Annotated in this window: 13 protein-coding genes; 4 read left to right on the forward strand and 9 right to left on the reverse strand. The window is 60.3% G+C overall.

What is annotated here, in order from left to right; translation table 11 throughout:
* Nucleotides 1-142 precede the first annotated feature (142 nt).
* The 9 genes from ACA073_RS24085 to bioB all read right to left on the reverse strand — a co-directional run bounded on the left by ACA073_RS24085 (nt 143) and on the right by bioB (nt 10624).
* On the reverse strand, nt 143-1939 hold the full coding sequence (locus ACA073_RS24085) for an acyl-CoA dehydrogenase C-terminal domain-containing protein (RefSeq protein ID WP_497399984.1): 1797 nt from the start codon (nt 1937-1939) through the stop codon (nt 143-145).
* 90 nt (nt 1940-2029) lie between these two features.
* Entirely contained in the window at nt 2030-3319 is a 1290-nt protein-coding gene (locus tag ACA073_RS24090; protein WP_497399986.1) for a GGDEF domain-containing protein, read from the reverse strand.
* Nucleotides 3320-3518: 199 nt separating this feature from the next.
* The gene (locus tag ACA073_RS24095) at nt 3519-5324 is read right to left on the reverse strand and encodes a phenylacyl-CoA dehydrogenase (RefSeq protein ID WP_497399988.1); all 1806 of its coding nucleotides are present in this window, start codon (nt 5322-5324) and stop codon (nt 3519-3521) included.
* A 277-nt stretch (nt 5325-5601) separates the two neighbouring features.
* Nucleotides 5602-5898, reverse strand: coding sequence for a pyrroloquinoline quinone biosynthesis protein PqqE (locus tag ACA073_RS24100; RefSeq protein ID WP_497399990.1), 297 nt, complete (start codon nt 5896-5898; stop codon nt 5602-5604).
* 121 nt (nt 5899-6019) lie between these two features.
* Nucleotides 6020-6700 carry a dethiobiotin synthase gene (bioD, locus tag ACA073_RS24105; protein ID WP_497399992.1) on the reverse strand — a complete coding sequence of 227 codons (681 nt, stop codon included), beginning with the start codon at nt 6698-6700 and terminating at the stop codon, nt 6020-6022.
* The gene (gene bioC / locus ACA073_RS24110; RefSeq protein ID WP_497399994.1) at nt 6697-7521 is read right to left on the reverse strand and encodes a malonyl-ACP O-methyltransferase BioC; all 825 of its coding nucleotides are present in this window, start codon (nt 7519-7521) and stop codon (nt 6697-6699) included. The genes bioD and bioC overlap by 4 nt, the downstream gene beginning before the upstream one ends.
* Nucleotides 7514-8245, reverse strand: a complete 732-nt coding sequence (locus ACA073_RS24115) for an alpha/beta fold hydrolase (protein ID WP_497399996.1) — start codon at nt 8243-8245, stop codon at nt 7514-7516. The genes bioC and ACA073_RS24115 overlap by 8 nt, the downstream gene beginning before the upstream one ends.
* On the reverse strand, nt 8238-9416 hold the full coding sequence (gene bioF, locus ACA073_RS24120; protein WP_497399998.1) for an 8-amino-7-oxononanoate synthase: 1179 nt from the start codon (nt 9414-9416) through the stop codon (nt 8238-8240). The genes ACA073_RS24115 and bioF overlap by 8 nt, the downstream gene beginning before the upstream one ends.
* Nucleotides 9417-9568: 152 nt before the next feature.
* Nucleotides 9569-10624, reverse strand: a complete 1056-nt coding sequence (bioB, locus tag ACA073_RS24125; RefSeq protein ID WP_497400000.1) for a biotin synthase BioB — start codon at nt 10622-10624, stop codon at nt 9569-9571.
* A 90-nt stretch (nt 10625-10714) separates the two neighbouring features.
* Here bioB and ACA073_RS24130 point away from each other — a divergent pair, with 90 nt between their 5' ends.
* The 4 genes from ACA073_RS24130 (at nt 10715) to ACA073_RS24145 (ending at nt 15521) form a co-directional block, all read left to right on the forward strand.
* Nucleotides 10715-11455, forward strand: a complete 741-nt coding sequence (locus tag ACA073_RS24130) for a ComF family protein (RefSeq protein ID WP_497400002.1) — start codon at nt 10715-10717, stop codon at nt 11453-11455.
* Between the two features lie 187 nt (nt 11456-11642).
* On the forward strand, nt 11643-12407 hold the full coding sequence (locus tag ACA073_RS24135; protein ID WP_497400004.1) for a TOBE domain-containing protein: 765 nt from the start codon (nt 11643-11645) through the stop codon (nt 12405-12407).
* Nucleotides 12408-12464: 57 nt separating this feature from the next.
* On the forward strand, nt 12465-14366 hold the full coding sequence (locus tag ACA073_RS24140; RefSeq protein WP_497400006.1) for a PhoX family protein: 1902 nt from the start codon (nt 12465-12467) through the stop codon (nt 14364-14366).
* Nucleotides 14367-14546: 180 nt separating this feature from the next.
* Complete coding sequence (locus ACA073_RS24145; protein WP_497400008.1) at nt 14547-15521, forward strand: serine/threonine protein kinase; 975 nt, start codon at nt 14547-14549, stop codon at nt 15519-15521.
* The last annotated feature ends 149 nt before the right edge of the window (nt 15522-15670 follow it).

The raw sequence follows: 15670 nt of genomic DNA on the forward strand, positions 1-15670 counted from the left end.
TTTTGGTCATTGAGTTTTTATATCGGTGGGAACGCCTTCGCGGGCAAGCCTCGCTCCTACAGGGTTTGTGTCGTCACACAACGTGTATACGACGACGGCCCAGTAGGAGCGAGGCTTGCCCGCGAAGCTTTTCCGCTATTGGTCAGAGGGCAAACAACTCCGCCGGCAGCTTCATCAGGCAATCGCTACCCGCTTCGATGGCCGCACGATGAGCGGCGGTGCGCGGCAGCAAGCGCTTGAAGTAAAACTCGCTGGTCGCCAGTTTACCCCGGCAGTAATCAGCATCGCCGCTGCCTGCATCCAGCTGCGCCTGAGCCACCAAAGCCATGCGCAGCCACAGATAGCCCAGAATGATGTAACCGCTATACATCAGGTAGTCCACCGACGCGGCGCCGACTTCGTCCGGATTCTTCATCGCGGCCATGCCGACCTGAGTGGTCAATTCGCCCCACTGCTGATTCAACCCATTGAGTTGCGCCACATAACTGGCGAGTTGCGGATGCCCGGCGTTCGCCGCGCAAAACTTGTGAACGATTTTGGTGAAGCCGCGCAGCAGCTTGCCCTGACTGCCGAGCACTTTGCGTCCCAGCAAATCCAGCGCCTGAATGCCGTTGGTGCCTTCGTAGATCGGTGCGATCCGGCAATCGCGAACCAGTTGCTCCATGCCCCACTCACGAATGAAACCGTGGCCACCAAACACCTGCATGCCGTGGTTGGTCACTTCCAGTCCGGTGTCGGTCATGAAGGCTTTGCAGATCGGCGTCAGGAAGGCCAACAGGTCTTCGGCGTCCTGCCGCGCGGTTTCATCCGGGCTCAGGTGCGCAACGTCCAGCAATTGCGCGGTGAAGTACGTCAGCGCGCGGTTGCCTTCGTTGAAGGCTTTCATGGTCAGCAACATCCGGCGCACATCAGGGTGAACGATGATCGGGTCGGCGGCTTTTTCCGGCGCTTTCGGGCCGGTCAGCGAGCGCATCTGCAAACGGTCGTTGGCGTATTTGATCGCACCCTGAAAGCTCGCTTCTCCCAGACACAAACCCTGCATCCCGGTGCCAAGACGAGCATGGTTCATCATGGTGAACATGCAGTTCAGGCCCTTGTTCGGCTCACCGATCAGAAAGCCCTTGGCCTCGTCGAAGTTCAGCACGCAGGTGGCCGAAGCCTTGATGCCCATTTTGTGTTCGATCGAGCCGCAGGAAACGCCGTTGCGCTCTCCCGCTTCACCGTCGGCATCCGGCAGGAATTTGGGAACGATAAACAGCGAAATGCCCCGGGTTCCTGCAGGCGCATCCGGCAGTTTCGCCAGCACGAGGTGAATGATGTTGTCACTCATGTCGTGTTCGCCGGCGGAGATGAAAATCTTGCTGCCGGAGATCGCGTAACTGCTGTCCGCTGCAGGCACGGCGCGGGTCTTGATGATGCCCAGATCGGTGCCGCAATGGGCTTCGGTCAGGCACATGGTGCCGGTCCATTGGCCCGCGGTGAGTTTGCTCAGGTAGGTGTTTTTCTGTTCTTCGGTGCCGTGAGCGTGGATCGCCGACATCGCGCCGTGGGTCAGGCCGGGGTACATGCCCCAGGAGGTGTTGCTGGAACCGACCATTTCGCTGATGACCAGCCCCAGCGAACTGGGCAAACCCTGGCCGCCATAGGCCGGATCGGCCGCCAGACCATGCCAGCCGCCTTCAACGTATTGTGCGAAAGCCTGCTTGAAGCCTGCAGGTGTCGTCACCACGCCATTGTCGAAATGGCAGCCTTCTTCGTCGCCGCTGCGATTGAGCGGTGCGAGAACGTTCTCGCAGAATTTCGCACCTTCTTCGAGGATCGCATTGACCATGTCCGGGCTGGCTTCGGCGGCACCCAGCGCCGCGTAGTTGCTGTGAAAATCGAAGACGTGGTCGATCAGAAAGCGCATGTCGCGCAGGGGAGCTTTGTACTCGGGCATGGTCATTTCTCCGGCAGCAGATGCCTTAAACCTACTGCCGTCGTCCACGCCTCACAATCACAGTCCAGACGCTGAATGCGCCATCATCACTCAACCCGCAGCGGCTTCCCTGCGCACCGCACCACGACGGTTCTGACCGTAAGCCACCACGCAGTTTCGTCCGGCGCCCTTGGCGGCGTAGAGGGCTTCGTCGGCGGACTTGAGCACTTTCTCGGGGTTGCGTTGCTCCACCCGTTCGGCGACGCCGATGCTGACGGTGACCGATACACTCGAGGCCGCGGAACCGGAACGACGCTGACGACCCTGCTGATCGTCCTGAGGACGGTTGTCCTGATTACGCAGATGAATGTTGTAGGTCGCAATGGATTCACGGATCACTTCCAGGTGCGGCATGCACTCTTCGAGAGTCTTGCCCGCGAACACCAGTGCAAATTCCTCACCGCCATAACGATAAGCCCTACCGCCACCGCCGATTTTCGACAGTTTGCTGGCGACCAGTCGCAGCACCTGATCGCCGACATCGTGACCGTGTGTGTCGTTGAATTTCTTGAAGTGGTCGACGTCGCTCATGGCCAACACGTAATTGCGCCCCAGGCGCTGCATGCGCTCGTTCAAGGCGCGGCGTCCCGGCAGACCGGTGAGTTCATCACGGAAGGCCATTTGATAGGCTTCATGGGCAACCGCCGCGGCGATCATCAACATCACCTGACTGCACATGATGTTGAGGGTAAACGGCAGGATGAAAGTCTTCGGCAACGCCCAAAACAAACCAAGCAAACCCACCAGTTGGGCGGCGTGCAACGGTCTCGGGTTACGCCAGTATTGCCAGCTCAGCAGCAGGAACGAAGAGATGAACACCGGATAGGACAGCTGGATCAGACTCATCCAGGCGCCATGCAGGGCGGGCCAGCGGATTTGCGACAGCCACATCAGCAACGCCTGTGGGTAACTTTGTTCCAACCCCAACGCCACACTGCCGACAGCCAGCAACACCGCGAAGCGCGCGACCATGTCCTGGAACAGATGGGTGCGTTCCTGCCATGCCGCGAACACCCCGAACAGCAGCGGCAGCAACAGACAGCACAGGTGAAAGACCACGGCAGCGTCTTCGCGCACTTTGCCGTTATCGCGGTAATAATCGGTCTGGGTGTCGAGCAGGTAGTAGGCGATATATACCGTGACCATCAGAAACAGCTCGCGCTGACGTCGGTAAACCGCGCAGTAAGCGCCGCCGAGCAACAAAACGAGGGTCGGCAACACATTGAACAGCGACGTGAAGAAGACGTTCAGATCCTTGACGTAGGCAGCCGACAGCCCCGCAATCAACAGCAGAAGTGACGGTAGGAAATGACTGAAACGCACAGCGGAAGAACGCGGCAAGGGTAAAACTCCGACCCGGCAAACTGAGATGGCATTGTGCCCGCTCATTGAGCGGCATGTCACATCGCCATCTTCTTTAACGGCAGCAAAGTCGTTCTTCTTAGCGTTTTAGTCAGGAATATTTATGCGCGGAAATCGCGCACAAAAAAGCCGCTGTTCCTGAAGGGAACAGCGGCTTCATGAAGCGACAGCTCGGGACTTAGTAGCCCAGTGCGAAGTCTTCTTCTTTCATGTCCATCAGGTTGTTGGCGCCCGACAGCATGGTTGCAACGTGAGTGCGGGTACGCGGCAGGATGCGCTGGAAGTAGAAGCGCGCCGTCTGCAGCTTGGCGGTGTAGAACGCCGTTTCGGTAGTGCCGGCAGCCAGTTTCTCGGCAGCCAGACGCGCCATGTCAGCCCAGAAGTAGGCCAGGCAGGCGTAACCGGAATACATCAGGTAATCCACGGAGGCCGCGCCGACTTCTTCGCGGTCTTTCATGGCGGCCATACCGACCTTCATGGTCAGCTCGCCCCACTCTTTGTTCAGTGCAGCCAGCGGTGCGACGAATTCCTGAACGGCTTCGTTGCCTTCGTTGGTCTGGCAGAACTTGTGGACGATCTTGGTGAAGCCTTTCAGGGCCTCGCCTTGAGTCATCAGCACTTTACGGCCCAGCAGGTCGAGTGCCTGGATGCCGGTGGTGCCTTCGTACAGCATCGAAATGCGGCTGTCGCGAACGTTCTGCTCCATGCCCCACTCGGCGATGAAGCCGTGGCCGCCGTAGATTTGCACGCCGTGGTTAGCGGATTCGAAACCGACTTCGGTCATGAAGGCTTTGGCGATTGGCGTCATGAACGCCAGCAGCGCGTCGGCTTTCTTCTTCTCTTCTTCGTCCACGCCGTACTTGACGATGTCGACTTGCTTGGCGGTGAAGTAAACCATCGCGCGGTTGCCTTCGGCGAACGCTTTCATGGTCAACAGCATGCGACGAACGTCAGGGTGCACGATGATCGGGTCAGCGGCTTTTTCCGGCGCTTTCGGGCCAGTCAGGGAACGCATTTGCAGACGATCGCGAGCGTATTTCAGGCCGCCCTGGAAGCCGATCTCGGCGTGAGCCAGACCTTGCAGCGCGGTGCCCAGGCGTGCGGTGTTCATGAAGGTGAACATACAGTTCAGGCCTTTGTTCGCCTGGCCGATCAGGAAACCAGTGGCCGCGTCGAAGTTCATCACGCAGGTGGCGTTACCGTGGATGCCCATTTTGTGTTCCAGGGAACCACAGGACACGGCGTTACGTGCACCGATCGAACCATCTTCGTTCGGCATGAATTTCGGAACGATGAACAGCGAGATGCCTTTGGTGCCAGCCGGTGCATCCGGCAGGCGGGCCAGCACGATGTGGACGATGTTGTCGGCCATGTCGTGTTCGCCGGCCGAGATGAAGATCTTGGTGCCGGAGACTTTGTAGGAACCGTCAGCCTGAGGTTCGGCCTTGGTGCGCAGCATGCCCAGGTCGGTGCCGCAGTGCGGTTCGGTCAGGCACATGGTGCCGGTCCATTCGCCGGAGACCAGTTTGGTCAGGTAGGCGTGTTGCTGCTCCGGCGTACCGTGCTCGGAGATGGTGTTCATCGCACCATGGGACAGGCCCGGGTACATGCCCCACGACCAGTTGGCTTCGCCGACCATTTCGCTGACCGCCAGACCCAGAGACTCTGGCAGGCCCTGGCCGCCGTGTTCCACGTCGTGGGCCAGGCTTGGCCAGCCGCCTTCAACGAATTGCTTGTAGGCTTCTTTGAAACCGGTCGGGGTTTTAACGCCGGACTCGCTCCAGGTGCAGCCTTCGATGTCACCCACGCGGTTCAGCGGAGCCAGCACCTGCTCACAAAACTTGGCGCCTTCTTCGAGAATGGCGTCAACCATGTCCGGAGTTGCGTCGGAGCAAGCCGGAAGGCTCTGATAATGCGCTTCGTAGCCGAGCAGTTCGTCACGAACGAAGCGAATATCACGCAAGGGGGCCTTGTAGTCAGGCATAGCGATAAACCTCTGCTGATGTAACCGGGAATGAACGACCGCATTGATTTGTTGTGACGGTCAAACAGTTGTTTGAAACATACGTTTACGACCAAACCTTGTCAAGCGTCGATCTTTTGCGGTCCGTCATCGCTGCGCAAAAATGGCAGACACACGGCAACACTACGCCGTTGCCCAGGCAACACGCCGTATAAAAAAGTTTAGTTGGGGAAGAAGGACTTACACACAAAAACGCCGCGAAAGGTCGCGGCGTTGGAAGTGCTGATTCAGCGGATGATCAGGCGAAAGTATCGATCAGCGTACCGAGCATTTTATCGGAAGCCTTGGCGACTGCTACGCCCGCCTCGACCTGAAACTTGCCCTGCGCCATCTCGACCATGTTGCTGCTCAGGTCCGACTGCTGACTGCGATCGACCGAACGCAGGCGATCAACCTGAGCCTCGGAAGACTGGCTGGTAACCGAGCGTTCGATTGTAGTGTTGGCGATCTGGCCAGAAGCCTGATCGACACGGTTCTGCCCTGTCTGAATAGTGCTCAGACCGGCGTAAAAAGCGGTGCTTCCTGAGATTTCCATTGGGGAACTCGTCCTACGAAGGATCAACAGCGGCCATTGAAGCAGACGCACGGGCAAAACACCCGACAAAAACACTAATGGCACAATGCCTTGTCATAGTTAAAACCACTGCCTGAACACTTCAGTCCAGCAAATCCAGTTGAAGATGTTCTGCGACCGCCTCCGCCGTCACCACCTTGAGTTTCGGCACTCGCCCCAGACACGGCGCGGGGATGCGCTCGGCCAGCGTGGCAAGATTCTCTTCAAGACGAGCAGTCTTGGCATCGATGATGTTGGCCACCCAACCCGCCAGCTGCAAACCGTCCTGCGCAATCGCCTCGGCTGTCAGCAACGCATGGTTAATGCAACCCAACCGCACGCCGACCACCAGAATCACCGGCAGATCCAGCGCCATGGCCAGGTCCGACAGATTGTCCTGATCCGCCAACGGCACGCGCCAACCGCCAGCACCTTCGATCAGGGTGAAATCCGCCTGCATCTCCAGAATCTGCCGCATCGGCGTCAACAAGGATTGCACCGTCAACGCCACGCCAGCCTCCCGCGCCGCCAGATGCGGAGCGATGGCTGGCTCAAAGGCGACCGGATTGACCTGTGCATACGTCAGCGGCACCGAGCATTCCGCCAGCAACGCCAACGCATCGGCGTTGCGCAAGCCCTTGGGCGTCACGTCGCAACCCGAAGCAACCGGTTTCCCCGCCGCCGTACTCAGGCCCGCCGACCGTGCGGCATGCAGCAAACCCGCAGCCACGGTGGTCTTGCCGACATCGGTGTCAGTACCGGTGATGAAATACGCTGCGCTCATAAGGGTTTCTCCAAAACGGCATACACCACTTGATAAGTCGCCGGCAGGCCTTCCGCCTGACGAAACTGCTCATACGCCTCGACCAGGCCGAGAATCCTCGCCCTACCAGTCAAACCACCCGGTCGCCCGGGGTTCAGGTTGTGCGCACCCAGTGCCTTGAGTTCGTGGGTCAGGCTGCGCACATCCGGGTAATGCAGCACATGAGGACGGGTTTGCAGACTCACGACCTTCAAGCCGCTGGCCGCGCACAGCTGTTGATAAACCCCGAACTCGCGGAAGCGGTTGACGTGTACCATGCCATCCACCTCACGCCAACTGTCTCGCAGCTCTGACAGTGTGCCCACGCACAGACTAGCAAATGCGAAGATTCCGCCAGGTTTCAGCACGCGATTGGCTTCGCTGAGCACCGAAGCGAAGTCCGCGCACCACTGCACCGCCAGGCTGGAGAAGATCAGATCACAGGTCGATTCCTGCAATGGCAGCCGCTCCGCATCCCCGGCGATGAAGTGCGTGGCCCCACCCAGCGGGCGCGCGTGATTGAGCATGCCCTCAGCGATGTCCAGCGCCACGCCGTGACCAGCGGGAAAACGCTCACCCAGCACACGACTGAAATGCCCGGTGCCACACCCAAGATCGAGCCATCGACCCGGCACGAAATCGCCCGGCAAACGGCTTAACAACTGACTGCCGACGTCACGCTGCAATTCGGCGACGCTGTCATAGCTGGCCGCCGCGCGGGAAAAGGACGCCGCCACCTGGCGCTTGTCCGGCAAGCCGCCGGGCTGCTTTGGAAGGGGAAGCGGAAGGGATAAATCAGTCATCACCGCACTCATGCAAAAAGGCCTGAATCGCCCCCGCCACACCGTGAGGGTCTTCCAGAAGAAACGTGTGGCTGGCCTGTTCAATCAGACCGATTTCGACGTCCGGCAGCAACGCCAGCAAATCCCCCGCCGCTTCGGCCGGCACCAGCCCGTCGAGACCCGCGAACAAATGCAGTTGCGGGCCGCGGAACGCTTGCAACGCCTGACGGGTATCCAGTTGTGCAAGCAGCTCCAGGCCTTTCATCAATACCGAAGCAGAGGTGTGGGGCGCGCCACCGAGCAATAACCGCGACAATCCGCGCGGGTCTTCGGCGCCTTGAGCGCAGAGCAGCGAAAAGCGTTTCAACGTCATGCGCGGATCGGCATTGCATCCGGCCAGAAACGCGTCGAAGGTCTCGCCGGGCATCGCGCTCGGCCACTGTTCATGGGCGACAAAAGAAGGGTTGCTCGCCAGGGTCAGCAAGCCACAGCAGCGATCACCGCGCCGGGCCGCCAACTCGGAAGCAAGCATGCCGCCCAGGGACCAGCCGCCGAGCCAGGCGTCCTGGGGCACGGTCGAGTCGAGTTCGTCGAGCCACTCTTCAAGGTCGCTGGACGCCATTTCCGGCAGCGGCTCGATCTCGACGCGCAGGTGTTCATCCAGCCCCTGCAGCGCCGCCGCCAATGGCTCCAGGGGTGAAATCCCGAGGCCCCAGCCGGGTAGCAAAATCAGGCGATCACGCATGGCTTGGCTCCGGTCCCAGTTGTTGAAAACAATCGGCCAGTCCATTTAACAATAGCTGCACCTGTGCCTCGCTATGCGCGGCGGTCAGGGTCACGCGCAGACGGGCGCTGCCGGCGGGAACGGTCGGCGGGCGGATCGCGGTCACCATCAATCCACGCTCACGCAGCATTTGCGACAGTCGAACTGCACGCCCGGCATCGCCGATCATGATCGGCTGGATCGGCGTGAAGCTGTCCATCAGCGCCAGGCCGATCTGCTCGGCGCCTTGTCGGAACTGACGAATCAGGGTCTTCAGATGTTCACGCCGCCAATGCTCGGTGCGCAGCAGTTCCAGGCTTTTCAGCGTCGCGCAGGCCAGCGCGGGCGGTTGGCTGGTGGTGTAAATGTAGGGGCGGGCGAACTGGATCAGGCTCTCGATCAGCTCCTCGCTGCCGGCAACAAAGGCGCCAGCAGTGCCAAACGCTTTGCCGAGGGTGCCGACCAGCACCGGCACGTCTTCCTGACTCAGGCCGAAATGCTCGACGATCCCGCCACCGTTGGCGCCCAGCGGACCAAAACCGTGCGCGTCATCGACCATCAGCCACGCGCCTTTGGCCTTGGCTTCCCGGGCCAGCGCTGGCAGGTCGGCGATATCGCCGTCCATGCTGAACACGCCGTCAGTGACCACCAACGTATTGCCGGTGGCTTTCTCGAGACGATTGGCCAGACTCGCCGCGTCGTTGTGCAGGTAACGATTGAAACGCGCGCCGGACAACAGGCCGGCATCGAGCAACGAGGCGTGATTGAGGCGGTCTTCCAGCACCGTATCGCCCTGCCCCACCAACGCGGTCACGGCGCCGAGGTTGGCCATGTAACCGGTGGTGAACAGCAATGCACGCGGGCGGCCAGTCAAGTCAGCCAATGCTTCTTCCAGCTCATGATGTGGCGTGCTGTGGCCAATGACCAAGTGTGACGCCCCGCCGCCGACACCCCAACGGGACGCCCCGGCGCGCCAGGCTTCGATTACTTGCGGGTGATTGGCCAGGCCCAGGTAGTCGTTGTTGCAGAACGCCAGCAATGGCTGGCCATCGACCACCACTTCCGGGCCTTGGGGGCTTTCGAGCAATGGGCGTTGGCGGTAGAGATTTTCGGCACGACGGGCAGCAAGGCGTGCGGCGAGATCGAAAGACATGCAGGCCTCGTGGATCAGATCACAAAGTCAAAGTGGGCACTGTCAATGTGGGAGCGGGCTTGCTCGCGAAGACGGACTGACATTCAACATTGATATCGACTGTACTGACGCTTTCGCGAGCAAGCCCGCTCCCACAGTGGATTTGTGTCGGATCAGATAGCGGCGTTGTAGAACATCTCGCTGCTCTTCTGCTCCACCAGCGCCTGTTCGATGGCCGCCTGATGCACTTCATCGGCGTGCTCTTCACGCGCTTCCGGCAGAATCCCCAAGCGCCCGAACAGCTGCATGTCCTTGTCAGCCTGCGGGTTGGCGGTGGTCAGCAGTTTGTCGCCGTAGAAAATCGAGTTCGCGCCGGCGAAGAACGCCAGGGCCTGCATTTGCTCGTTCATCGCTTCGCGGCCGGCGGACAGGCGCACGTGGGATTGCGGCATCAGGATGCGCGCGACGGCGAGCATGCGGATGAAGTCGAACGGGTCGATTTCCTCAGCGTTTTCCAGCGGTGTACCGGCGACTTTCACCAGCATGTTGATCGGCACCGATTCCGGATGCTCCGGCAGGTTGGCCAGCTGGATCAGCAGGTTGGCACGGTCATCGAGGGACTCGCCCATGCCGAGAATGCCACCGGAGCAGATCTTCATCCCCGAATCACGTACATAGGCCAGGGTTTGCAGGCGCTCGCTGTACGTGCGGGTGGTGATGATGCTGGTGTAGAAATCCGGCGAGGTATCAAGGTTATGGTTGTAGTAATCGAGGCCGGCCTTGGCCAGCGCTTCGGTCTGGTCCTGATCGAGACGGCCGAGGGTCATGCAGGTTTCCAGGCCCATGGCTTTCACGCCCTTGACCATTTCCAGCACGTACGGCATGTCTTTGGCCGACGGGTGTTTCCACGCCGCGCCCATGCAGAAACGGGTCGAACCAATGGCCTTGGCGCGAGCGGCCTCTTCGAGGACCTTCTGCACTTCCATCAGCTTTTCTTTTTCCAGGCCGGTGTTGTAGTGACCGGACTGCGGACAATATTTGCAATCTTCCGGGCAGGCGCCGGTCTTGATCGAAAGCAGCGTGGAAACCTGGACGCGGTTGGCGTCGAAATGCGCGCGATGCACCGTTTGCGCCTGGAACAGCAGGTCGTTGAATGGCTGAACGAAGAGTGCTTTGACTTCGGCCAAAGACCAGTCATGACGCAGGGTTGCAGAGGTGCTGGCGCTCATGGGCGTTTCCTTGATTATGCTTGGCAAGCGACTGGGGAACGGAATACCCACAGACGCGACACGGATGTTCGGCATATTTAAGGAAGAGCGATGCGCTGTCAACCACGATACAAAGGACCGGTTTACATCTGGTTAAAAAACAAACAATCCTGTTTGCTTTGCGGCGAGACGGCGGATGAGGCTCTGCCCATCTGCATGGCTTGTGAAACCGATCTGCCCTGGCTCGGCGATCACTGTCAGACCTGCGCCCTGCCCTTGCCTGCGGCGGGCATGACGTGCGGCCAATGTTTGAAACAGCCTCCGCACTTTGAACAGGTGATTGCCCCGTGGACCTACGGTTTTCCGGTCGACAGTCTGATCACCCGTTTCAAGTACAACGCGAAGTGGCCCTTTGGCCGCCTGCTTGCAGAACTTCTCGCTCAATCCCTGCAACATCGCTTCGATGAAGGGCTGAAGCGGCCGGACGCGCTGGTCCCGGTTCCGCTGGCGACCAAGCGTCTGCGTCAACGGGGGTTCAACCAGGCCGCGATGCTGGCCCGCTGGTTGAGCGCGAGCCTGGATATCCCTTGTGAGGAACAGTTGCTCAAGCGGATTCAGGACACCAGCGCGCAGCAAGAACTGAAGGCCGAGGCTCGTAGAAAGAACCTGCGCAATGCGTTCGCCCTGATGCCCGATGCAGCGATCAAGGGTCGTCATCTGGCATTGGTGGACGACGTGCTGACCACCGGCGCCACGGCCCAAGCCCTGACTCGTCTATTAATGGACGCCGGTGCCGCGCAGGTTGACGTCTACTGCCTGGCCCGCACGCCCAAACCCGGTGACATCGCCTGACTTAAGCCAAACACAAAACCTGTGGGAGCGGGCTTGCTCGCGAATGCGGTATGTCATTCAGCATTTGTGTGACTGACACACCGCTTTCGCGAGCAAGCCCGCTCCCACAAGGAATGTGGCCTGACTTGACTCCCACGCGCCAAGCCGCCAACGTCTTCACCATCGTCACCCGCCAAAGCCTCTCGCCATGACCCTGCCTACATTGTTGTCCCAGCACATTGTTCGTCGCCCGCAGCGCATCGCGTTGCTGCAACACATCGCCGAACAGGGCTCGATCACCCGCGCCGCGAAAAGTGCGGGCCTGAGTTACAAAGCCGCGTGGGACGCCATCGACGAGCTGAACAACCTCGCGCAGAAACCGCTGGTGGAGCGCAGTGTCGGCGGCAAGGGCGGTGGCGGCGCCAAACTGTCGAGCGAAGGCGAACGCGTATTGCGCCTGTATCAAAAGTTGCAAACGCTGCAGGCTCAGGTGCTGGAAGCCGCCGAAGACGCCCGCGACCTGGACCTGCTTGGCCGCCTGATGCTCAGAACCAGCGCGCGCAATCAATTGCACGGCAAGGTCGTGGCGATTGAAGCTCAGGGGCGCAACGACCTGATTCGTCTTGAACTGGCCAAAGGCCTGGCCCTCGATGCGCAGATCACCCACGACAGCACCATGCGCCTGGAGCTGGTGCCCGGCACCGAAGTCGTCGCCCTGATCAAAGCCGGCTGGCTTGACCTGCTGGCCATCGAAGACACTGCAACACCAGGACACAATGATATGACCGGCACCATCGAAGAAATCCTCGACGCCGAAGACGGCCCCTGCGAAGTGCGCATCGGCCTGCCCAATGGCCAGACGCTTTGCGCGCTGGCCGACCCGCTGCACCTGAAAAGCCTTGGCCTCGCCACCGCTAAACCGGTGCGGGTGCAATTTGCGCCATCCAACGTTTTGCTGGGTACACCGCTCTGACACATAAGCTTCACTAACGCTCTTTAAGGTGACTCAAAAACCTGCAGGGAGCCTGACGTGAGCCTATTAGAAGACAACCAATCCACCGACCTCGAGCAAATGGTCGGCCTCAGCCGTCGTGGTTTCATCAGCGCGGGCGCCCTGTGCGGTGCCGCGATGTTCCTCGGCGGCAACCTGCTGAGCCGCAGCGTGCTCGCGGCCAGTGTCAGCGCAGGCACCAGCAACCTGTTGGGTTTTGACAGCATTCCCGCCGCCACCAGCGACGCCATTACCCTGCCGCCGGGCTACAAGTCTTCGGTGCTGATCAGCTGGGGCCAGCCGCTGCAAAAGAACGGTCCGGCGTTCGACCCGAGCGGTAACGGCAGCGCCGAGCATCAGGAAATCCAGTTCGGCGACAACAACGACGGCATGAGCCTGTTTGAATTTCCGGGTGAGAAAGACCGGGCGCTGATGGCGATCAACAACGAATACACCAACTACCGCTACCTCTACCCGCACGGCGGCATGCCGCAATCGAAGGAAGAAGTGCGTAAGGCGCTGGCCTGCGAAGGTGTGTCGGTGATCGAGGTGCAGCGCAAGAGCGGCCAATGGCAATTCGTTGAGGGTTCGCGCTACAACCGGCGCATTCACGGTAACGCGCCGATCAGCCTCAGCGGGCCCGCTGCCGGCCATGACCTGTTGAAAACCAGCGCCGACCCGCACGGCAAGAACGTCCTCGGTACCTTCCAGAACTGCGCCAACGGCAAGACGCCGTGGGGCACGTACCTGACCTGCGAAGAGAACTTCACCGACTGCTTCGGCAGCAGCAATGCCGAGCAAAAATTCGACGCCGCGCAGAAACGCTACGGCGCGGTGGCAGCCAGTAAAGAGATCAACTGGCATCAACACGACGAGCGTTTCGACCTGGCAAAAAACCCCAACGAACTCAACCGTCACGGCTGGGTGGTGGAAATCGACCCGTTCGATCCGCAATCGACACCCGTCAAGCGCACCGCACTGGGCCGTTTCAAACATGAAAACGCGGCCCTGGCCGAAACCCATGACGGCCACGCTGTGGTGTACATGGGCGACGATGAGCGCGGTGAATTCATCTACAAGTTCGTCAGCCGCGACAAGATCAACCACAAAAACCCGAAAGCCAACCGCGACCTGCTGGACCACGGCACCTTGTACGTGGCGCGCTTCGACGCGGGTGATGGCAACGCCGATCACCCGAAAGGCCAGGGCGAGTGGATCGAACTGACCCACGGCAAAAACGGCATCGACGCCAGCAGCGGTTTCGCCAGTCAGGCCGAAGTGCTGATTCACGCGCGACTCGCGGCAACCGTGGTGAAAGCCACGCGCATGGACCGTCCGGAGTGGATCGTCGTCAGCCCCAAGGACGGCCAGGTCTATTGCACGCTGACCAACAACGCCAAGCGCGGTGAAGACGGTCAACCGGTGGGCGGGCCGAACCCTCGGGAGAAAAACGTCTACGGGCAGATTCTGCGCTGGCGCACCGACCGTGATGATCACGGCTCGAAAAACTTTGCCTGGGATCTGTTTGTGGTCGCCGGCAACCCGGGTGTCTACGCCGGCACGCCGAAGGGCGGTTCGTCGAACATCACGCCACAGAACATGTTCACCAGCCCCGATGGCCTGGCGTTCGATGACGCCGGTCGGTTGTGGATACAAACCGATGGCGACTCGAGCAATGCCGGTGATTTTGCCGGCATGGGCAATAACCAGATGCTGTGCGCCGACCCGGTGACCGGGGAAATCCGCCGCTTCATGGTCGGGCCGGTTGGTTGTGAGGTAACGGGGATCAGTTTTTCGCCGGATCAGAAGACCTTGTTTGTCGGGATTCAGCATCCGGGGGAAAACGGTGGGTCGACGTTCCCTGAGCATTTGCCGAATGGCAAGCCGCGGTCTTCGGTGATGGCCATCTCGCGTGAGGATGGCGGGATCGTCGGCGCCTGATTAACCGCCTTCGCGAGCAAGCCCGCTCCCACATTTGGAATGCATTCCCTTGTGGGAGCGGGCTTGCTCGCGAAGGCGTCAGCCCAAACAACACTCATCTCAACCCCAACCACTAAAGACAGCCCGTCTGCGCTACCATGCTTGGCCGGACGCGGCAGCCTGCTGCGCGCAGGAGTCAGCATGGCCCACCCGTTTGCAACCCTCACCCCAGACCTCGTGCTCGATGCCGTCGAAAGCATCGGCTTTCTCAGCGACGCGCGCATTCTGGCGCTCAACAGCTACGAAAACCGCGTCTATCAGGTCGGCATCGAAGACTCCGAGCCGCTGATCGCCAAGTTCTACCGCCCGCAACGCTGGACCAACGAAGCGATTCTCGAAGAGCACCAGTTCACCTTCGAACTCGCCGAGTGCGACGTGCCGGTGGTGGCGCCGATGATTCACAACGGTGCGAGCCTGCACGAACACAACGGTTTCCGTTTCACCCTGTTTCCCCGCCGTGGCGGACGCGCACCAGAGCCGGGCAATCTCGATCAGTTGTATCGCCTCGGCCAGTTGCTCGGGCGTCTGCATGCCGTGGGCTCGACAAAACCCTTCGATCACCGTGAAGCGCTGGGCGTGAAGAACTTCGGTCACGATTCGCTGACGACCTTGCTCGAAGGCAACTTCATCCCTAAAAGCCTGCTGCCGGCCTACGAGTCCGTGGCCCGCGACCTGCTCAAGCGTGTGGAAGACGTCTACAACGTCACGCCGCACCAGAACATCCGCATGCACGGTGATTGCCACCCCGGCAACATGATGTGCCGTGACGAGATGTTCCACATCGTCGACCTCGACGACTGCCGCATGGGCCCGGCGGTGCAGGACATCTGGATGATGCTCGCCGGCGACCGTCAGGAATGCCTGGGCCAGTTATCGGAATTGATGGACGGCTACAACGAATTTCACGACTTCGACCCGCGGGAACTGGCGCTGATCGAGCCGCTGCGCGCGTTGCGCCTGATGCACTACAGCGCCTGGCTGGCACGTCGCTGGGACGACCCGGCGTTCCCGCACAGCTTTCCGTGGTTCGGAACCGAGCGGTATTGGGGGGATCAGGTGTTGGCGTTGCGTGAGCAATTGGCTGCGCTCAACGAAGAGCCTCTGAAGCTCTTTTGAACACGGCAGATCCCATGTGGGAGCGGGCTTGCTCGCGAAGGCGGTAGATCATTCAACAATGATGTTGACTGTCACACCGCCTTCGCGAGCAAGCCCGCTCCCACAAGGTCCGCGACAGACTCCGAGGAATCTCCTTACAATCCCCTCTT

It is taken from the genome of Pseudomonas sp. LBUM1670 (genome assembly GCF_059695695.1).